At 64.1% G+C, this 20722-nt stretch carries 18 protein-coding genes; 12 read left to right on the forward strand and 6 right to left on the reverse strand.

Annotation, left to right across the window (positions count from 1 at the left end):
- Positions 1–7: 7 nt before the first annotated feature.
- The 6 genes from P9A16_RS11600 (at position 8) to P9A16_RS11625 (ending at position 7108) form a co-directional block, all read left to right on the forward strand.
- Positions 8–1510, forward strand: coding sequence for a type II and III secretion system protein family protein (locus P9A16_RS11600; RefSeq protein ID WP_081870667.1), 1503 nt, complete (start codon positions 8–10; stop codon positions 1508–1510).
- Positions 1511–1521: 11 nt separating this feature from the next.
- A complete protein-coding gene (locus tag P9A16_RS11605) occupies positions 1522–2238 on the forward strand; it encodes a CpaD family pilus assembly protein (protein WP_023514252.1) in 717 nt (238 codons plus the stop codon).
- 62 nt (positions 2239–2300) lie between these two features.
- Positions 2301–3584, forward strand: a complete 1284-nt coding sequence (locus P9A16_RS11610) for an AAA family ATPase (RefSeq protein WP_037408222.1) — start codon at positions 2301–2303, stop codon at positions 3582–3584.
- Between the two features lie 36 nt (positions 3585–3620).
- Positions 3621–5093: a CpaF family protein gene (locus tag P9A16_RS11615; RefSeq protein WP_023514250.1), complete on the forward strand. Its 1473-nt coding sequence runs from the start codon at positions 3621–3623 to the stop codon at positions 5091–5093.
- 9 nt (positions 5094–5102) lie between these two features.
- Entirely contained in the window at positions 5103–6113 is a 1011-nt protein-coding gene (locus tag P9A16_RS11620) for a type II secretion system F family protein (protein ID WP_024270980.1), read from the forward strand.
- Positions 6114–6124: 11 nt separating this feature from the next.
- The gene (locus tag P9A16_RS11625; RefSeq protein WP_023515694.1) at positions 6125–7108 is read left to right on the forward strand and encodes a type II secretion system F family protein; all 984 of its coding nucleotides are present in this window, start codon (positions 6125–6127) and stop codon (positions 7106–7108) included.
- Between the two features lie 143 nt (positions 7109–7251).
- On the opposite strand, the gene P9A16_RS11630 is transcribed toward P9A16_RS11625, so the two are convergent.
- Positions 7252–8067: a tetratricopeptide repeat protein gene (locus P9A16_RS11630; protein ID WP_023515695.1), complete on the reverse strand. Its 816-nt coding sequence runs from the start codon at positions 8065–8067 to the stop codon at positions 7252–7254.
- A 135-nt stretch (positions 8068–8202) separates the two neighbouring features.
- Here P9A16_RS11630 and P9A16_RS11635 point away from each other — a divergent pair, with 135 nt between their 5' ends.
- From P9A16_RS11635 to P9A16_RS11645, 3 genes are all read left to right on the forward strand, one after another.
- Positions 8203–9594, forward strand: a complete 1392-nt coding sequence (locus tag P9A16_RS11635; protein ID WP_278025704.1) for a leucyl aminopeptidase family protein — start codon at positions 8203–8205, stop codon at positions 9592–9594.
- Between the two features lie 67 nt (positions 9595–9661).
- A complete protein-coding gene (locus P9A16_RS11640) occupies positions 9662–10012 on the forward strand; it encodes a MarR family transcriptional regulator (RefSeq protein WP_023515697.1) in 351 nt (116 codons plus the stop codon).
- 23 nt (positions 10013–10035) lie between these two features.
- On the forward strand, positions 10036–10890 hold the full coding sequence (locus tag P9A16_RS11645; RefSeq protein WP_023515698.1) for a C40 family peptidase: 855 nt from the start codon (positions 10036–10038) through the stop codon (positions 10888–10890).
- A gap of 27 nt (positions 10891–10917) precedes the next feature.
- On the opposite strand, the gene P9A16_RS11650 is transcribed toward P9A16_RS11645, so the two are convergent.
- From P9A16_RS11650 to P9A16_RS11670, 5 genes are all read right to left on the reverse strand, one after another.
- On the reverse strand, positions 10918–11877 hold the full coding sequence (locus tag P9A16_RS11650) for a 2-hydroxyacid dehydrogenase (RefSeq protein WP_023515699.1): 960 nt from the start codon (positions 11875–11877) through the stop codon (positions 10918–10920).
- Positions 11878–11950: 73 nt separating this feature from the next.
- Entirely contained in the window at positions 11951–13585 is a 1635-nt protein-coding gene (locus P9A16_RS11655) for an ABC transporter ATP-binding protein (protein ID WP_278025705.1), read from the reverse strand.
- Positions 13582–14721, reverse strand: a complete 1140-nt coding sequence (locus P9A16_RS11660) for an ABC transporter permease (protein WP_023515701.1) — start codon at positions 14719–14721, stop codon at positions 13582–13584. The genes P9A16_RS11655 and P9A16_RS11660 overlap by 4 nt, the downstream gene beginning before the upstream one ends.
- Positions 14721–15797 carry a microcin C ABC transporter permease YejB gene (locus tag P9A16_RS11665; protein WP_024270981.1) on the reverse strand — a complete coding sequence of 359 codons (1077 nt, stop codon included), beginning with the start codon at positions 15795–15797 and terminating at the stop codon, positions 14721–14723. Before P9A16_RS11665 ends, P9A16_RS11660 begins: the two co-directional genes overlap by 1 nt.
- Positions 15798–15950: 153 nt before the next feature.
- Positions 15951–17801 (reverse strand): extracellular solute-binding protein, encoded by a 1851-nt coding sequence (locus tag P9A16_RS11670; protein ID WP_024270982.1) that lies wholly within the window; start codon positions 17799–17801, stop codon positions 15951–15953.
- A 197-nt stretch (positions 17802–17998) separates the two neighbouring features.
- Between P9A16_RS11670 and mepA the strand changes: the two genes are divergently transcribed.
- The 3 genes from mepA (at position 17999) to P9A16_RS11685 (ending at position 20614) form a co-directional block, all read left to right on the forward strand.
- Complete coding sequence (mepA, locus tag P9A16_RS11675; RefSeq protein WP_023514160.1) at positions 17999–19054, forward strand: penicillin-insensitive murein endopeptidase; 1056 nt, start codon at positions 17999–18001, stop codon at positions 19052–19054.
- A gap of 103 nt (positions 19055–19157) precedes the next feature.
- Positions 19158–19538 (forward strand): methylglyoxal synthase, encoded by a 381-nt coding sequence (locus tag P9A16_RS11680; RefSeq protein ID WP_023514161.1) that lies wholly within the window; start codon positions 19158–19160, stop codon positions 19536–19538.
- Between the two features lie 50 nt (positions 19539–19588).
- Positions 19589–20614, forward strand: a complete 1026-nt coding sequence (locus P9A16_RS11685; RefSeq protein WP_023514162.1) for a glucokinase — start codon at positions 19589–19591, stop codon at positions 20612–20614.
- The last annotated feature ends 108 nt before the right edge of the window (positions 20615–20722 follow it).

A 20722-nucleotide genomic window follows, 5' to 3' on the forward strand; every position in this document is an offset into this window, starting at 1 on the left:
CGGTGGAATGAGCCTCTGCCTGGCGCTTTCCGGCCTGCCGGAGATCGTGTTGACCGGCACGCCGGCACGTGTCGCCGAAGCGGCGACGGCCTCCGTCATCCGCATCAACGATGCCGGGCCCGGTGCCCGCAAGGCTGTCAAGCTGGGCCTCAACAAGGCGATCGTGGTCGACCTTCCGACAGACGCGCACGACATCCTCGTCGCCGACCCCGGCAAGGCGGATGCCGTCACGCGTACGTCACGCCGCATCTATCTGTTCGGCAAGGAAGTGGGCCAGACCAACATCTTCATCTTCGGACCGGGCGGCGAGGAGATTGTCAGCATCGATCTTACCGTCGAGCGTGACATCGATGGCCTGCAGGCGAACCTGCGCCGCTTCATCCCGGACTCCGACATCCAGGTCGAGATCATCTCGGACAACATCGTGCTCAACGGCACGGTGCGGACCCCGCAGGACGCCGCCCAGGCGACGCGTCTTGCCGAGATCTTCCTGAGGGGCGGTGAAGCAACGACCCGCAACATCACGGCTCAGGGCAACAACGGCGATGCAGCGATCTTCGGCGAAGTGCGCCAGCGTTCGCAGGTCGTCAACATGCTCAAGATCGACGGCGAGGACCAGGTGACGCTGAAGATCACCGTGGCGGAAGTCAGCCGCCAGGTGCTCAAGCAGCTTGGTTTCAACGGTTCTGTCAAGGGATCGAACGGCGGCATCTCCTTCCGCAACCCGACCAATCTCGGTGGCGCGGCGGACTGGGTTTCCAACGGCGCAGCCTCCGGCACGATCGGCGGCCTTGCTCTTGCCAGCAGCATGAGCGCCATGGAACAGGCCGGCGTGATGAGAACCCTTGCCGAACCGAGCCTGACGGCGATCTCCGGCGAAGAGGCTCGCTTCTATGTCGGCGGTGATTTCCGTCTCCCGACGGAACAGACGATCGACGGTGGCGACGAAAGCAAACCCCCTACGGTCACCCGCAGCCTCACCGAGGTCGAATACGGCATCCGCTTGAACTTCCGCCCGGTCGTGCTCTCGCCCGGCCGTATCAGCCTGCGTGTCGAGACGGAGGTATCCGAACCGACCTTCGAGGGCTCGGCAACCTATGGCGGCGTCCACAGCATTCCCGGCATGACGGTGCTCGGCATCCGGCGCCGTGAGGCCACGACGAGCGTCGAACTGCCGTCTGGCGGCTCGATCGTCATTGCCGGCCTCGTCAAGGACGATATCCGCCAGGCGGTTTCCGGCCTGCCGGGTCTTTCGAAGATTCCGATTTTCGGCACGCTGTTCCGCTCCAAGGACTTCGTGCGCAACGAGACGGAAATGGTCATCATCGCCACGCCTTATCTCGTGCGGCCTGTCGCGCGCAGCGCGCTCCAGCGTCCTGATGACAATTTCAACGCGACCAACGATGCGGCGAGCTTCTTCCTCGGCAAGGTGAACAAGGTCTATGGCCGCAAGGAAGACGCCATGCCGGCGGGCAACTACCACGGCTCCATCGGCTTCATCTATAAGTGACGGGACGGGACATGCGCGACACGACCAGCAAGACTTGGCTTTCCGCGAGGAACCGCACCATGCACCAGCCCCTGCCGATGCGCGCCGTGTTCGCGGCGACCCTCATCCTGTCCGCCACCGTGCTCGCCAGCTGCGGTGCGCGACCGGATCGCTCCACGACGGCGTCGATCCCGGACGACTATCGCACGCGCCACCCGATCGTGCTGGCTGAATCCGCGCAGACGATGGACATCCCGATCGCCACCGGCGACCGTTCGCTGACGATGGCCATGCGCGACAACATCCGCGGTTTTGCCGCCGACCATGCCGCGAAGTCACGCAGTGCCGTGCAGATCATGCTGCCGCGCGGCTCGGCCAATGCGGCAACGGCCAACTATCTGCGCAAGGATATCCGCACCACGCTGACGGGAGCGGGCCTGAAGCGCGACCAGCTGATCGAGACGAGCTACGATGCGAGCGGCTACGGCGCCAATGCGCCGATCCGGCTTGCCTTCTTCGCCATCACCGCGCAGACGGGCCCCTGCGGTCAATGGCCGGAAGACCTTGTCGTCAACACGATGGAAAACAAGAACTACCAGAACTTCGGCTGTGCATCGCAGGCCAATCTGGCCGCCCAGATCGCCAATCCGATGGATCTCGTGCAGCCGCGTGGCATGACCCCGATCGACGCCGAGCAGCGCAACGTGGTGATTCAGGACTATCGCGAGTTCGGCCAGCCGCTGCTGTAATCGCCGGCTAGGGCCAGGCACATATCCATCCGGTCCGCCGGACACCAGGAACGGGCATGACGATGAGCACAGTAGACTACACCATCGAGCGCGCGGACGCATTTGAGGCGGAAGAGACGGTCCGCTCCACCGAACTGGAGGGCGTTCGCCCGCTGCCGCGCATCTCGGTTCATGCCTTCTGCGAAAGCGAGGCCATGCTGCGCACCATGGAGCGGTGCGGCCAGGACCGGCGTATGGCCAAGGTGAGCCTCAAGGTTTCCAGCGCCAGCATTGCGGCGGCGGCCAATATGTTCGGCTCGGCCCCGACGCCGAACCTGCTTATCCTCGAGACCTCGACGGAACCGCGCGGCATCATGGACGAGCTCGCCCCGCTTGCCGAGGTCTGCGATCCCAGCACCAAGGTCATCATCGTCGGCAGCTACAACGATATTCCGCTTTATCGCGACCTCATCCGCAACGGTATTTCCGAGTATATGGTCGGCCCGGTCGGCATGGCCGACATCCTCAACGCCATGTCGGCAATCTTCGTCGATCCGGACGCCGAGCCGCTCGGTCGCACCATCGCCTTCATCGGCGCCAAGGGCGGGGTGGGGGCGTCGACGATCGCGCACAATTGCGCCTTCGACATTTCGAGCCTCTTCCAGACGGAAGTGATCCTCGCCGATCTCGACCTGCCCTATGGGACGGCCAATATCGATTTCGATCAGGATCCGCCGCAGGGCATTTCCGAAGCGATCTACGCACCGGACCGGCTGGATGAAGTGTTCCTCGATCGCCTGTTGACGAAATGCTCGGAGCGCCTGTCGCTGCTCGCCGCTCCCTCCATGCTCGACCGTGCCTATGACCTGGAGCGCGGCTCTTTCCAGCCGATCATCGAGGTGTTGCAGCGCAGTGCCCCGGTAACCGTGCTCGATGTGCCGCATGCCTGGTCGGAATGGACACGCACGCTGCTCTCGGAGGTCGACGAGCTGGTGATCACGGCGGTGCCGGATCTCGCCAACCTGCGCAACACCAAGAACATGCTCGATGCCTTGAAGAAGCTTCGGCCGAACGACAAGCCGCCGCACCTGATCCTCAACCAGGTCGGTCTGCCGAAGCGGCCGGAGATCGCCACGGCCGATTTCTGCGAGCCGCTCGGCATCCAGCCGGTCGCGGTCATCCCCTTCGATGCGCAGCTCTTCGGCACCGCCGCCAACAGCGGCCGCATGATCGCGGAGATGGACCGCAAGTCACCGACGGCGGAGACATTCTCGCAGATCGCCCATCTCGTGACGGGCCGAGCGACGATCAAGAAACCCAAGAAGGCAGGCCTTGGCAATCTGCTCGGCCTGCTCGGCAAGAAATAGGCCCGACGCGCGGCGCAACAGACTGGATGAAGTGGCATGTTCGGCAAACGCGGCAATGAAGGTTTCGGCAAGAGCGGGGCGGCGGGCCAGGCGGTCCAGGCCACGCCGGCTGCCGTCACGACGGTGACGGCAGAGCGCCCGGCCATGGCCGCGCCGCCGCAACCCGTCTTCGAGCCGGCCCCCGCCCCGGTGCCTGCACCGGCTGCTGCCGCCCGCCGCCGCGCGCCGCGCACGGAAGATTACTACGACACGAAGAGCCAGGTTTTCTCCGCGCTCATCGACACGATCGACCTGTCGCAGCTCGCCAAGCTCGATACCGAGAGCGCGCGCGAGGAAATTCGCGACATCGTCAACGACATCATCACCATCAAGAATTTCGCGATGTCGATCTCCGAGCAGGAGGAACTGCTCGACGACATCTGCAACGATGTTCTGGGCTATGGTCCGCTGGAGCCGCTGCTCGCGCGTGACGACATTGCCGACATCATGGTGAACGGCGCGGGCAAGACCTATATCGAAGTCGCCGGCAAGGTGCAGGAATCGGAGATCCGCTTCCGCGACAATGCCCAGCTCCTGTCGATCTGCCAGCGCATCGTCAGCCAGGTCGGCCGTCGTGTCGACGAATCGAGCCCGATTTGCGACGCGCGCCTGCCGGACGGTTCGCGCGTCAACGTCATCGCCCCGCCCCTTGCCATCGACGGCACCGCGCTCACCATCCGTAAGTTCAAGAAGGACAAGCTGACGCTCGACCAGCTCGTCAAGTTCGGCTCGATCACGCTCGAAGGCGCGACGTTGCTGCAGATCATCGGTCGCGTGCGCTGCAACCTCGTCATCTCCGGTGGTACCGGCTCGGGCAAGACGACGCTGCTCAACTGCCTGACGAACTACATCGACCGCGACGAACGCGTCATCACCTGCGAGGACTCGGCCGAACTCCAGCTCCAGCAGCCGCATGTGGTGCGTCTCGAAACCCGCCCGCCGAACATCGAGGGCGAGGGCGAGATCACCATGCGCGACCTCATCAAGAACTGCCTGCGCATGCGGCCTGAACGCATCATCGTCGGCGAAGTGCGTGGCCCGGAGGTCTTCGATCTCCTCCAGGCCATGAACACCGGCCACGATGGTTCGATGGGCACGATCCACGCCAACACGCCGCGCGAATGCCTCTCCCGTATGGAATCGATGATCGCCATGGGCGGTTACACGCTGCCAGCCAAGACCGTGCGCGAGATCATCGCCGGTTCGATCGATATCATCATCCAGGCCTCGCGCCTGCGCGACGGTTCGCGCCGCATCACCCACATCACCGAGGTGGTGGGCATGGAAGGCGACGTCATCGTCACGCAGGACCTGATGCGCTTCGATATCCAGGGCGAGGATGCCAATGGCCGCCTGATCGGCAAGCACACCGGCACCGGCATCGGCAAGCCGCATTTCTGGGATCGCGCCCGCTATTTCAACGAGGACAAGCGCCTGGCGGCAACGCTCGACGCGATGGAAAAGCCGTAAGGGGCAGGGATGTTCGGATTGGATATCACCATCGTCGCGATCTTCGCCCTTGCGGCCCTTTCCACCGCGGGGCTTGCCTATGGCCTGCTCTTCTCGCGCATCGAGGCGGCGAAGAAGACGGAAAGCCGCGTGCGCCGCGTCCAGGCTGCCGAAACCGACCAGGGCAAGGCCAAGGCGGCGCGCGACCGCATGCAGGAACTGTCCAAGCGCCGCAAGTCGGTGCAGGATTCGCTGAAGGACCTGGAAAAGAAGCAGCAGGAGCAGACCAAGCGCATTGCCACCACCCTCAAGGCCAAGCTGGTCCAGGCTGGGCTTTCGATCAGCATGACGCAGTTCTACCTTCTCAGCGTCGCCGCCGGCATCTTCATCTTCCTGCTCGCCTTCATTGCGGGCTCCGGCCTGCTCCTCAGCCTGGGTGCGGCCTTCATCGCCGGTGCCGGCCTGCCGCGCTGGGTCGTCGGCTATCTCGTCAAGCGGCGCCTCAACAAATTCCTTGAGGAGTTTCCCAATTCGCTCGACGTGATGACGCGTTCGATCAAGTCCGGCCTGCCGCTGACCGACGCGCTGCGCCTGATCGCGGCCGAAGGCCAGGAGCCGGTGCGCACCGAATTCCGCCGGCTGGTCGAAGCGCAGCAGGTGGGCCTCAGCGTGTCGGAAGCCTGCGCGCGCATGTTCACCAATATTCCACTGCAGGAAGTCAACTTCTTCGCCATCGTCATCGCGATCCAGAGCCAGGCCGGCGGCAACCTGTCCGAAGCGCTCGGCAACCTCTCCCGCGTCCTGCGCGAACGGCGCAAGATGAAAGCCAAGGTGAGCGCGCTGTCGATGGAGGCGAAGGCCTCGGCCGCCATCATCGGCGCCCTGCCGTTCATCGTCGCCTTCCTCGTCTACCTGACCTCACCCGACTACATCATGATCCTGTTCCAGGATTCGCGCGGCCATCTCATTCTCGGCATTTCGGCCGTCTGGATGTCCATCGGCATTTTCGTGATGCGCAACATGATCAACTTCGATATCTGAGGGGCAGGGGCATGTCGGGATTAGTCACCACCCTTACCGATCCGGCCGTGCTGCTGCCGGCCTTCGTGATGATTGCGGTGCTCGCGACCGTCTACACGCTTGCCGCGCCCTATCTCGACCGCGGCGACCTCGACAAGCGCATGAAGTCCGTGGCACTGGAGCGCGAGCAGATGCGCGCGCGCGAACGTGCCCGCATGAGCGCTGAAGCAAGCCAGAGCAAGGCCTCGCTGCGCGCCCAGCACAACGCTCCCGTCCGCCAGGTCGTCGAGCGGCTCAACCTGCGTGAGGCGCTGGTCGACGCCAACACGATGAACCGCCTGCGTCAGGCCGGCTACCGCTCGCAGAATGCGCTCAATGTCTTCCTCTTTGCGCGCTTCGTGCTGCCCTTCGTCGTCGCCGCTGTCGCCATCTTCTACATTTTCTTTCTCGGCTTCCTTGGCGAAAAGCCGTTGCCGATGCGTATCCTGGCGACAGTCGTCGCGGCCTATATCGGCTTCTACCTGCCCAATCTCTACATCTCCAACCGCGTGTCGAAGCGCCAGCTGTCCATCAAGCGGGCCTGGCCGGATGCGCTCGACCTCATGCTGATCTGCGTCGAGTCCGGTATTTCCATCGAGGTCGCCTTCAGGCGCGTGGCCGATGAAATCGCCATGGCCTCGCCGGAACTGGCCGAGGAACTGGTACTGACCACGGCCGAGCTCTCTTTCCTCCAGGAACGCCGCGCGGCTTATGAAAACCTCGGCGTACGCACTGGCCTCGATACGGTGAAATCCGTGACGCAGGCCCTCATCCAGGCCGAGCGCTACGGCACGCCGCTTGCCCAGGCGTTGCGTGTCCTCGCCCAGGAATGCCGCGACCAGCGTATGAACGAGGCGGAAAAGAAGGCCGCTGCCCTGCCGCCGAAGCTCACCGTGCCGATGATCCTGTTCTTCCTGCCCGTGCTCGTCGCCGTCATCCTCGGCCCCGCCGGCATCCAGGTCGCCGATCGCTTCTAGAAAGACGGACGGAGCCCAGATCAAAAAAAGCCCCGGTCGAGATGTCGGCCGGGGCGAGGTCGTGCTTGGGAGCAAGTATCAAGGCTATTGCAACAAAACTGTGCGGCGGTTTTGCGTCCGTGGGCGCATCCCGGTCGAGGAGATCAGTTGGTGTTGCCGCTGTCGTCGGCAGCGAGCTTCTTCCAGGCGTTCTGCTGGGTCATCATCGAGCGCAGATAGGCGACATTCGCCTCGGCTTGTTCGGTGGTCAGCTCGCGGCGGGCGATGGTCTCTGCCTCCTGGAAGCGGCCCTGGAGGCCGACGGCCAGCGCCAGGTTCTGGCGCACGCCGCTGTCGGCACCGGGCTGCGAGGCGGCGGAGCGCAGGTAGGTTTCCGCGGTCTTCAGGTCTTTTGCCAGGAGGTAGGACATGCCGAGATTGGACAGGACCGAAGGTTCGTTCGGATTGATGTCGAGCGCCTCGCGATAACGCCCGCGTGCCTCGCCGGCACGGCCGAGCTGGTCGAGGATCGCGCCCTCGGCCGATTTCAGCCGCCAGTCCGGCCGGTCCGGTGTCTGCGCGCGCAGGATCGTGTTCAGCGCCTGTTCGAGTTGGCCGGCGGCGGCCTGTGCCTTGCCGTAGGCGGCGAGCACGTCGCGGTCGCTCGGATTGTTGATGGCGACTTGCTGCATGACGGCGAGCGCCTGATCGTTGCGCCCGTTCATGCGCAGTACATTGGCATAGTTTATGCCGACCGTGCGGTCCTTCGGGTTTTTCTCGTAGGCCCGGCCGATCGTCTCGGCGGCCCCCCGCAGTTCCGTCGCATTCATCTCGGAAACCGGCTTCGACATTTTCGGAATGGAGCCGGTCGTGAGGTTGCTCTTGCCCGCACAACCCGCCATTGCAGTGGCGATGACGACGAGGGCTGCGCCTCTCAGAAGCCCGGAACGGAATGACAAACGTGTGAGCGAAGCGGCCATGACAAGTCCCCGAAGCGATTTCCGCAGGTCGCGGCGGTCAAGGAATCACGCCGCAATCTCCGCTCCAGCAATAATCTGTTAACCCTAACAGAGTGTTAATCGCCTGATTCTCAAGCCCTGCCCAAAGGTTCCGCCATGGCCCCCTTCCAGTACATCGACCGGCCCTCTCCCTTCAACACCAAGAACGGCAAGACGCTGCCGATCTTCGCGATCACCCCGGCCCATATCGAGACGGGGACGATCGATCCCATCGCGCTGGACTGGGCGAAGAAGGCCGGTTTCAAGGCGGAGTCCGGGGCGTTGCTGATGGTGCCGACGGCGGACGGCCATCTCGGCGGCGCCCTGTTCGGCCTCGGCAAGAATCCGTCCGACGCACCCTTCCTGACGGGCAAGCTCGCCCGTGCGCTGCCGGCCGGCGACTGGCATATCGAGACCGCTCCGCTGACGGCCAATCGCCTGGCGCTCGGCTACGGCCTCGGCAGTTACCGTTTCGAGCGCTACAAGGCCTCCGCCTCGGAAGCCCCGACCTTGCTCATCCCGAGCGATGCCGACGCGACAGACATCAAGCGTCAGCTCGCCGGCGTCTTCCTTGCCCGCGACCTCATCAACACGCCGACCAACGACATGGGCCCGGAAGCGCTGGAAGACGTTTTTCGCGCGCTCGGCGAGCATTACAAGGCCAAGGTCTCTGTCATCACGGGGGATGATCTCCTCAAGGAGAATTTCCCGCTCATCCACACGGTCGGCCGCGCCTCCGCACAGGCCCCGCGTCTGCTCGAGCTCACTTGGGGCAAGAAGGGTCACAAGCGCGTGACGCTGGTCGGCAAGGGCGTGTGCTTCGATACCGGCGGCCTCGACATCAAGCCGGCCGCGTCCATGCTGCTGATGAAGAAGGACATGGGCGGCGCGGCCAATGTCATGGGCCTTGCCCTGATGATCATCGACGCCAAGCTGAAGGTGGACCTGCGCGTGCTCCTGCCGGTCGTCGAGAATTCGATCTCGGCCAACGCCTTCCGCCCTGGCGATATCTACAAGAGCCGCAAGGGCCTCACCGTGCAGATCGACAACACCGACGCCGAGGGCCGGCTGATCCTTGCCGACGCGCTTGCCTATGCCGACGAGGCCGAGGCCGACCTCATCGTCGACATGGCGACGCTGACGGGCGCCGCCCGTGTCGCGCTCGGCCCGGACCTGCCGCCCTTCTTCACCGACGACGAGGACCTTGCCCACGACCTCACCGAGGCGAGCCTGACGGTGGATGATCCGATGTGGCGCATGCCGCTCTATATGGGCTACGACAAGGACGTCTCCGCCCGCATCGCCGATCTCACCAACGCTCCCGCCGGCGGGATGGCGGGGTCGATCACCGCGGCGCTGTTCCTCAAGCGCTTCGTCACCCGCAACAAGCATTGGGCGCATTTCGACATCTATGGCTGGGCACAGGCCGAGCGGCCGCATTCGCCTGTCGGCGGCGAGGCGCAGGCCATCCGCGCGCTCTATCATCACCTGCGCAAGGCGACGGCCTGAGCCACGGCTTTTCTTCCGGGAAACGATACGGTATCGTAACGAAAATGCCGTCGTGCCCGGAGACGCCGTGCCGCTAGATCTGACCCCATCGCAGGCGCTCGGCCTCTGGCACGAGGTGACGCTGCAACAGGTCCATGAGGACGGGCGCGACCTGACATTGCGCCAGCTGGCGATCCTGCTGGAAATCTATCTGGTGCCCCCGCCGCATACGGTGCGGGGGCTGGCGGCGAAGCTTGGCGTCACCAAGCCGGTGATCACCCGCGCGCTCGACACGATGGGCGAGCAGGGCCTCGTCACCCGCATGCGCGACGACCGCGATCGCCGCAATGTCATCATCAAGCGCACCGTGGATGGTGCGCTCTATCTCGAACGCCTCGGCGACCTCATCATCGCCCGGGGCCGAGCACAGACCCCCTGAACCGGCACCGCGAGATCAGATCCATGAACGCCCTTCCCGACCGCCGCCTCAACGCCTTCCGCCCGGATCTTGCCGAGGAAGCGCTGCGCGGCACCGTTCCGGCCGAACACTATGTCACGGGTACACCGGCCCTCGTGGTGCAGCCCGTCGTCGCGCTGCGTCCCCGGCCGGATGCCGCCGCCGGCATTGATACGGAACTCCTCTTCGGTGAAGGCGTGCGCGTGCTCGACCGGGCGGAAGGCTGGGCCTGGGTGAAATCCGATTTCGACGGATATGTCGGGTATCTACCGGAGATGGCGCTCGATGCGGACGCGCCTGCAGCGACCCATGTCGTCGCCGTGCCACGCACCTTTGCCTATTCCGGGCCGGACCTGCGCACACCCGCTGCCTTTGCCCTGTCGATCGGTAGCCGGATAACGGCTGTCGGGGAAAGCGAAACGCGCGGTACCCGCTATCTCACGCTCGCAAGCGGTCAGTCCGTCGTTGCCAGCCACTGCCTTGCCGTCGGGGAGAGGGCGGGGGACGACTATGTCGCCATCGCCGGACGTTTCCTTGAGACGCCCTATCTGTGGGGCGGCCGCTCGGGCTTCGGCCTCGACTGCTCCGCCCTGGTGCAGCTTTCGATGATGATGACGGGCCGCACCGCGCCGCGCGACAGCGACATGCAGGCCGCCGGCCTCGGTTCGCCGATCGAGCGTGCCGCGCTTCGTCGTGGCGACCTCGTCTTCTGGAAGGGCCATGTCGCGATCATGGAAGACGACGCGACCATCATCCACGCCAACGGCCATACGATGAGCGTGGCGCGTGAGGGGCTGGATGCAGCCATCGAGCGCATCGGCTGGCTCTACGAGCAGCCGACCGGCTACCGCCGGCCCTGACGCATATCGGGCCGGCTTCGGCGGGCCTCAATACCCTGCGCTGCGATCAACCAGATGCTCCAGCGGTTTCCCGCTTTCAAGCCGTTCGATCTGTGTTGCGACATGGCGGAAGAGTGCTGCGACATCCGATGCCGCCGAGGCGTGCGGCGTCATGAACACCTTGTCCATCGCCCAGAACGGGCTTTCGAGCGGCAGCGGCTCCTGCTGGAAGACATCCAGCGAGGCGCCGTGCAGCGTGCCGTCGTTGAGGGAAGCGACGATATCGGCCTCCACCTGGCTGCCGCCGCGGCCAGCATTGATGAAGACCGGCGCGCCGAACGGTCCCTTGCGGCTGAGGCGGGTGAAGAGCCCGGTATTGTAGATGCCCTTCGTCTCCGGTGTCAGCGGCAGCAGGCCGACGAGGATGTCGGTCCTGCCGAGGAAGGTGTCGAGCCCGGCCTCGTCGAAGATCTCGAAGCCGTCGATCTTGCGGCCGCTCTTCGACCAGCCGATGACGTTGAAGCCGAGCGTCTTCAGCTTGGCGGCGGAATCCTGCCCGAGAACGCCGAAGCCCATGATGCCGATCGTCATGTCCTTCGCTTCCGGCTGGGCGAGTTCGCGCCAGACGCGCTTTTCCCGCTGTGCCTCATAGGCCTGGTGCTGGCGCAGATGCAGGAGGCATTGCATGACCACCCACTCGCTCATGCGCGTCGTCAGCGTCTCGTCGACGAAGCGCACGAGCGGCACCGCGGGCAGGTCTGGCAGCGTCAGCACATGATCGACGCCTGCGCCGCCGGAAAACACCACCTTCAGGTCCTTCGCTCGCGAAAAGAGATCGGCGCCGGGCTTCCAGACCACGGCATAGTCGATGCCGGAGAGGTCGCGGTTGCGATTTGCCGGATGCTGGAGGTTGATCACCTCGCGGTCCGCAAAGGCGCCTTTCAGTGCAGTGGCGACCTGTTCCTGGTCGAATTTCAGATCGATGATGACGGGGCTTTTCGTCTGCATGCTGGTTCCTGCTGAAGCATTTCAGCCGAAGCAAAATCGCTTCGGCGTCGGACAATGCGTAAAAACAAAGGCTCTACTGACGGATGCTTTCGTTGCGGACCGCTTCGAGATTGAAGGCGGCGGCCATTAGCGCCCTGGTATAGGCCTCGCTTGGCCGTTCGATGATATCCTTCGCCGGTCCCTTTTCCACCACCTGCCCGCCGCGCATGACAATGATGTCGTTGGCGAGCGCGCGCACGACCTTGAGGTCATGGCTGATGAAGAGATAGGCGAGATTGTGTTTTGCCTGCAGGTCACGCAGGAGCTCCACCACCTGCGCCTGCACGCTCATGTCGAGCGCCGAGGTCGGCTCGTCGAGCATGACGAATTCCGGCTTCAGCACCATGGCGCGGGCGATCGCGATGCGCTGGCGCTGGCCGCCGGAGAATTCGTGCGGGTAACGCCAGCGGGTGGCCGGGTCGAGGCCGGTCTCCTCCAGCGCGAAGGCGACGCGGTGGTCGCGCTCGGCCTCGGAAAGCGAGGGTTCGTGAACCTTCAGGCCCTCCGCGACGATATCGGCGACCGACATGCGCGGCGAGAGCGAGCCGAAAGGATCCTGGAAGACGATCTGCATGCGGCGGCGCAGGGGGCGCATCTCGCTGAAGGAGTGTCCGGCAATATCCTGTCCGGCAAAGGCGATGCGACCCTTCGAGGCGATGAGCCGCGTCAGGGCGAGGCCAAGCGTCGTCTTGCCGGAACCGGACTCGCCCACCACGCCGAGCGTGTGGCCGGCACGCAGCGTGACGTCGATGCCGTCGACCGCCTTTACGTGATCGACGACCCGGCGCAGGAAGCCCGCCTTGATCGGGAACCAGACCTTGACGTCCTCCGCCTCGATGACGACGGGCTGGCTATCGTCGCCCGGGCGGGGCTCGCCCTTCGGCTCGGCGGCGAGCAGGTGGCGGGTATAGGCGTGCTGTGGGTTGGAGAAGATCTCCTCGACGGGGCCGGTCTCGACGATCCTGCCCTTGGTCATCACGCAGACCCGGTCGGCGAATTTTCGGACGATGCCGAGGTCGTGGGTGATGAAGAGCATGGACATGCCGTGCTCGACCTTCAGCGATTTCAGGAGCTCGAGGATCTGCGCCTGGACGGTGACGTCGAGCGCGGTGGTCGGCTCGTCGGCGATCAGCAGCTCCGGGCGGTTGGCGAGCGCCATGGCGATCATCACGCGCTGGCGCTGACCGCCTGAAAGCTCATGTGGATAGGCGGCGAGGCGCTTTTCCGGCTCGCGGATGCCGACCTGGTTGAGCAGCTCGAGCGTTTTTGCGCGGGCGGCCGGGCCTTCGATCTCCTGGTGCAGCTTCAGGATCTCGCCGATCTGCCGCTCGATGGAGTGCAGCGGATTGAGCGAGGTCATCGGCTCCTGGAAGATCATCGTGATGTCGTTGCCGCGCACCGCGCGCAGCGCGGCATCGTCGGCCTTCAGCAGGTTCTTGCCGTTGAAATGGATCTCGCCCGAGGGGTGGCTGGCGGCCGGGTAGGGCAGCAGCTTCAGGATCGAATTGGCGGTCACGGACTTGCCGGAGCCGGACTCGCCGACAAGCGCCACGACCTCGCCGCGACGGATGTCGAAGGAAACGCGGTCGACGGCAAGCGAAGTGTTGCCACCCTGGTGGAAGGCGACGGAGAGGTCGCGGACGGACAGGAGGGGTTCGGGAGCGCTCACCGGAAGGTCTTCCTCGGATCAAAGGCGTCACGCGTCGCTTCGCCGACGAAGATCAGCAGCGACAGCATGAGGGACATGACGACGAAGGCGGTCAGGCCGAGCCACGGCGCCTGGAGATTGTTTTTGCCCTGCGCGACCAGTTCACCGAGCGAGGGTGAACCCGGCGGCATGCCGAAGCCCAGGAAGTCGAGCGAGGTGAGCGTGGTGATCGACCCCGATAGAATGAAGGGCAGGAAGGTCAGCGTCGCCACCATCGCGTTCGGCAGGAGGTGCCGGTACATGATCGTCGCATTGCCGACGCCGAGCGCGCGGGCGGCCCGCACATATTCGAAGTTGCGGGCGCGCAGGAACTCCGCGCGCACCACGCCGACGAAGCCGACCCAGGAGAAGAGCAGCATGATGCCGAGCAGGATCCAGAAGCCGGGCGGCAGGATCGCGGCGATGATGAGCAGGATATAGAGCACCGGCATCGAGGACCAGATCTCGATGAAGCGCTGCATCAGAAGGTCCGTCCAACCGCCGAAATAGCCCTGCACCGCACCGGCCGTCACGCCGACGATGGCAGAGGCGATGGTGAGAGCCAGGCCGAACAGCACGGAGATGCGGAAACCGTAGATGACGCGGGCGAGCACGTCGCGCGCCTGATCGTCGGTGCCGAGCCAGTTGAGGTTGGCGAGCGTACAGTTCGGGTCGCCGGCGCCACCTGGATAACCGGCGCAGCGCTCCTCGCCGGACATCAGCCAGAAGGGTTTCGTCGGCGCGGAATGAGGGATGTTGGAGTTCGTCGTGTTGTAGGAGTAGCGGATCGGCGGCCAGATCATCCAGCCGTTGGCGTTGATCTCTTCCGTGATGAAATCCGAGCGATAGTCCGTCTCGGCGAGGAACCCGCCGAACTTCTCCTCCGGATAGTCGACAAGGACGGGAACGAGGATCTCGCCCTTATAGGATGCGAGGACCGGCCGGTCGTTGGCGATGAACTCGGCGAACAGGCTGAGCACGAAGATGACGAGGAAGATCCACAGCGACCAGTAGCCGCGGCGGTTCGCCTTGAAATTCTCCCAGCGACGCAGGTTCGTCGGGTTCAACAGGCCCTTCTTCGGCGGGGCGACCGGTGCTGTTTCCGTGACGGCGCTCATCACACGTCCCTCCGCTCGAAATCGATGCGCGGATCGACCCAGGTATAGATGAGGTCGGAGACGAGGCTGACGAGGAGACCCATCAGCGAGAAGATGAAGAGCGTCGCGAAGACGATCGGATAGTCGCGCCGGACGATGGAATCATAGCCGAGGCGACCGAGGCCATCGAGCGAGAAGATGTATTCGATGAGCAGCGAGCCGGTGAAGAAGGCCGAGATGAAGGCTCCCGGAAAGCCGGCGATGATGATCAGCATGGCATTGCGGAAGACGTGGCCGTAGAGCACTTGCCGCTCGGTCAGGCCCTTGGCGCGCGCGGTGGTGACGTATTGCTTCTTGATCTCGTCGATGAACGAATTCTTCGTCAGAAGCGTCGTCGTGGCGAAGGCGGAGAGCAACAGCGTGATCAGCGGCAGCGTCATGTGCCACATGTAATCGAGCGGCTTCTGCCACCAGGCGAGGCTGTCGAAATTGTCCGAGACGATGCCGCGCAACGGGAACCAGTCGAGGAACGAGCCGCCGGCAAAGACCACGATCAGGAGGATGCCAAAGAGGAAGCTCGGCACGGCGTAACCGACAATGATAATGCCCGAGGTCCAGACGTCGAAGGCCGAACCGTCCTTCACGGCCTTGTGGATGCCGAGCGGAATGGAGATGGCATAGGAGAAGACGAGGATCCACACGCCGAGCGAGATGGAGACCGGCATCTTCTGGGCGATCAGATCGATCACCGAGGTGTTGCGGAAGAAGCTCTCGCCGAAATCGAAACGCAGATAGTCCCACATCATGGTGAAGAAGCGTTCGAGCGGCGGCTTGTCGAAACCGAACTGCTTCTCCAGCTTGGCGATGAATTCCGGATCGAGGCCGCGTGCACCGCGATAGGCGCTGTCCTGGCCGATATTCTGCAGGTCGCCGCCGCTGCCGGAGAGGCGGTCGCCGGAACTCTGGCTGGTGAGGTCGGAAATCACCTGCTCGACAGGGCCGCCCGGGGCGAACTGCACGATCGCGAAGGAAATCGCCATGATGCCGAAGATCGTCGGGATCATCAGCAGGAGGCGGCGAAGGATATACGCGCCCATCAGCAGCTACCCATCGCAGCCTGTCGTCCGTCTTCTTGTTTTGGCGCAGTCCAGTCGGTCAAGCCCAACCCTTCCGTTCTGCCGCCGCTGTCCGCGGCGGTGATTCGTCATCGCTATATGGAGCCGAGGACGCCGCATGGCGCAAGCCCCGGCTCATTTCACGGCATTCTTCGACCACCAGACATCCGGGAAACCAAGGCTGTAATAGGGCAGCTCCGCCGGACGGGCGAGGTGGTTCCAATAGGCGACCTGTTGGGATTTCGAATAGAACATCGGCACCAGATAGTGATGGGCGAGCAGGACGCGGTCGAGCGCATGGGTCGTCGCCACGAGCTCCGCACGGTTCGGTGCGAAGATGATGCGGCGGATCAGTTCGTCGATCGCGGGATCGGCGATGCCGGCATAGTTTTTCGAGCCCTGCTGGTCGACGGAGGCAGAGCCCCAGTAGTCGCTCTGCTCGTTGCCCGGCACCAGCGTCTGCGCCCAGATGCCGTAGATCATGTCATAGTCGAACGCACGCACGCGGTTGGTATATTGCGAGGCGTCCACCGTGCGGATGCGGGCGTCGATGCCGATGTCGTTGAGGCTCTTGACGTAGGGCAGGACCGTGCGTTCCTGCGAGGGGTTGGAGAGCAGGATCTCGATGCCGAACGGCTCGCCCGTCTTGATGTTCGTCATCTTCCGGTTCTTGAGCTCGTAACCCGCCTCCTTGAAGAGCGTCATGGCCTTGCGCAGGTTCTCGCGCGTTTTCTTCGGGTCGCCGGCGACGGGATTGGTGTAGGGCGTGGTGAAGACGGAAGCGGGGACCTTGTCCTTCAGTTCTTCGAGGATCTCCTTTTCGCGCCCTTCCGGCAGGCCGGAGGAGGCAAGCTCGGTGCCCCAAAAGTAGCTGTCGATGCGGTTGAGCCTGCCGAAGGAGAGATTGCGGTTGAGCGTCTCGAAATCATAGGCGTAGTTCAGCGCCTCGCGCACACGCTGGTCCTTGAACCGTTCCCGGCGCAGGTTCGGCACGTAGGCCTGCATGATGCCGACGGCGCGCAGCGGATTTTCGATCTCCTCGCGCACGATGCGGCCATCCTTCACGGCTGGAAAATCATAGGCCGTCATCCAGTGGCTGGAGCTGTTGTCGCGATAGAAGTCGACATTGCCGGCGCGAAAGGCCTCGAACTCGACATTCCGGTCGCCGAAGAACGTATAGCTGATCACGCCGAAATTGTTCTGGCCGACATTCACGTTGAGGTCCTTGGCCCAATAGTCGTCGCGCAGTTCGAAGCGGATCGAGCCGCCTGCCTGGAAGGATGCGATCCTGTAGGGGCCCGAGCCCATGACCGGCTCCAGCGTCGTGCGGCTGATGTCGCGCTTGTTGCCCTTGGCGTCGGTTCCTTCCCACCAGTGCTTCGGCACGATCGGGAACTGGCCGAGAATGTTGGGAAGTTCCTTGTTGTTCTTCTCGTCGAAGCGGAAGGTGACATCGCGCTCGCCGGTCTTTTCCGCGGAAACCACATGGCGGTAGTAGTTGGAAAGAAGCGGATTGTGTTCTTTCGACTTGTCGAAGGAGAAGATCACGTCCTCGGGCGTTACCGGCTGGCCATCGGCCCACTTCGCCTCCGGGCGCAGGCGGAAGGTGGTGTAGGCGATGTCGTCAGGATAGGAGACCGCCTCGGCGAGCAGGCCGTAGGAGGCGGTGATCTCGTCGTCGGCGGATTTCAGCAACGTGTCGAAGACGAGGGAGGTGACGCCTGTCGCGGCCTCGCCCTTCGAGAGAACGGGATTGAAGGTGTCGAATGTGCCGGTTTCGGACATTTTCAGCTCGCCGCCCTTCGGCGCATCCGGATTGACATAGTCGAAGCGTTCAAAGCCGTTCGGACGCTTCAATTCGCCGATCGTCGAGATACCCGTGCGCCAGACGGGCTCCTTTGCCTCCTGGGCCCTTGCACCGGTCGCGGCCGCCAGCGACAGGGCGATGGCGATGGTGAACACGATTTTCCCGGAGGCTGCCTGCATGCCAAAATCCCTTTCGTTTCGTTTGCCGAAGCGTGAACCAGAGAATAGGCAAAATCCGGGCAAATGACAGGCCTGCCATGAAAGCGGCGGTTTTTGGCGTGCCTATTCCGGGCAACGATTCACTTCCGCGAAAGGATGATCCTTTAACCTTTCGTCAGCGATTGCGATTTTCAGACCGGACGACGCCTGTGCATTCCATGCTTTCCCGATTGACCACCTGCCTCCTCGCCGCCGGCCTTGCGCTGACCGCGCTTGCCGGGCCGCTTGCCGCCGAGGAGCGGCCGGCCAAGGAACTGTTCGGCGCAAAGCGCCTGCCGGCCAAGATGGCGGCGAGCCCCTATGGTTCCTATGCCAAGGGCTGCATCGCCGGTGCGGTGGCGATCCCGACGGACGGCCCGTCCTGGCAGGCCATGCGTCTGTCGCGCAACCGGCGCTGGGGTCATCCCGACATGATTGCGCTCATCGAGCAGTTTTCGCAGGATGCGCAGAAGCTCGGCTGGCCGGGACTGCTGCTTGGCGATATCTCCCAGCCGCGCGGCGGGCCGATGCTGTCGGGCCATGCCTCCCACCAGGTCGGGCTGGATGCCGACATCTGGTTCACGCCCATGCCGGACCAACGGCTTTCGGCCGAAGAGCGTGAAAAGCTGCCCTTCACCTCCATGCTCGACAAGAGCAAGTTCCTGACGGTCGATTCGCGTCGCTGGACCTCGACCCATGCCCGCCTCGTCATGAAGGCGGCAAGCTACCCGCAGGTCGATCGCGTCTTCGTCAACCCGGCCATCAAGAAGAAGCTGTGCGAGACCTGGCAGGGCGATCGTTCCCTGCTCGGCAAGGTGCGGCCGATCTACGGCCATGACGAGCACTTCCATATCCGTATCAAATGCCCGGAAGGCGCGGCCGGCTGCAAGCCGCAGGCGCGCGTTCCGGCCGGCGATGGCTGCGACCAGTCGCTCGCCTGGTGGTTCACCAAGGAGCCGTGGGCAAAGCCGACGCCGAAGAAGGACGCCAAGCCCGTCAAGCCACGCTACGTCAAGCTCTCCGACTTGCCGAATGCCTGCAGCACGGTGCTGGCCAGCGCTTCGCCGGCCTCCGAGCAGGAGGTGACCTATCGAGGCAATGGCGGCGTTTCCTCCACCGCACTCGCCTTCTCCGGCGGTGGCGAGAGTGCCGGCCGCACGATCGAATCGGTGATCGCCGCCGACACGATGCTTCCGGCCATCGTGCCGATCCCGATCCCGCGGCCGCTTCAGTAGGGTGCCGGCAGGCGGATGAGGGGCGTGTCGGGTCGGGGCTTTTCAACCCGCTGCCGCTTTTGTATAAGGCGTTCAAATCGATTTAAAATCGCAGGGAACGCCCATGTCGCGCCAGAAATGCATCGCGCTCATCGCGCATGACGAAAAGAAGGACGACATGGCAGCCTTTGCGCTGCAGAACGAGAGGGTGCTGGCGCAGGCGAAAATCGTCGCGACCGGTACGACGGGCGGCAGGGTGCTGGAGGCTTGCCCGGGTCTCGACGTCACCCGTCTCAAGAGCGGCCCGCTCGGCGGCGATCAGCAGATCGGTGCGCTGATCGCGACGAGCGAGGTCGATCTGCTCATCTTCTTCGTCGATCCATTGACCCCCATGCCGCACGACGTCGATGTCAAGGCGCTGATGCGGCTCGCCATCGTCTACGACATTCCGATGGCGCTGAACCGTGCGACGGCGGAACATCTGCTCGACTTTGCCGCCGTTTGACGGCACGTTCACCGGAAACGACCTCCACGCGAAATGAACGGGACAGCCTGATGGTGCGGCCGAACGATACCGAAACGAACTTCCCCTTTCCCATCCTGATCGGGGATATCGGCGGCACCAATGCGCGTTTTGCGTTGCTGGTCGATGCCTTCGCCGAGCCGAAGCAGTTTCCGATCGTCCAGACGGCCAATTTCAAGAATATCGATGACGCGCTCCAGCAATGCATCCTCGACACGAGTTCGGTGCAGCCGCGTTCGGCCATTCTGGCGCTTGCCGGCCCCATCGAGGGCGACGAAGTGCCGCTGACCAATTGCCCCTGGGTGGTGCGCCCGCGCGACATGATCGCCAATCTCGGCTTCGACGACGTGCTGCTCGTCAACGATTTCGAGGCGCAGGCGCTTGCCATCGCCTCGCTCGGTGAAGGGGACCGCGAGAAGATCGGCTCCGGCGTCGAGCGGCAGGCCGCCTCACGCGCCGTACTCGGTCCCGGCACGGGGCTCGGCGTTGCCGGGCTCGTCTATGCGCGCCACAGCTGGATCCCGGTGCCGGGAGAGGGTGGCCATGTCGATGTCGGCCCGCGCAGCGAGCGCGACCACCAGATCTGGCCCTTTCTCGAGCCCATCGAAGGCCGCATTTCCGCCGAGCAGCTCCTGTGCGGCCGCGGCATCATGAACATCTACCGCGCCGTCTCGGCGGCCGACGGCGTCGATGCTCCGCTCGAAACCCCGGCGGACGTCACGTCCAGGGCGCTGGCGCAGGAGGATCGCGCGGCGATCGAGACCGTCTCGCTGTTTTCCACCTATCTCGGCCGCGTCGCCGGTGACATGGCGATGATCTTCATGGCCAAGGGCGGCGTGTTCCTCGCCGGCGGCATCTCGCAGAAGATCCTGCCGGCGCTGCGTGGACCGGAGTTCCGCGCCGCTTTCGAGGACAAGGCGCCGCACAGCGCGCTTCTGAAGACGATCCCGACCTATGTGGTCACCCATCCGGTCGCAGCCCTTGCCGGTCTTGCCGCCTTTGCGCGCATGCCCGACCGCTTTGGTGTTGCAACCGAGGGACGCCACTGGAAAAGGTGAAGACTCCGCCGGCGCTTCGCAGCCCCGCGGACTCGCCAAAGAGGGACCGAGCCCCTATAGAGCGGGTCCAGCGCGGCACATCCTCCCGGTGCCGCAGGATCGTGCAGG

It is taken from the genome of Shinella sp. 838, assembly GCF_029623935.1.
Lineage (GTDB): Bacteria > Pseudomonadota > Alphaproteobacteria > Rhizobiales > Rhizobiaceae > Shinella.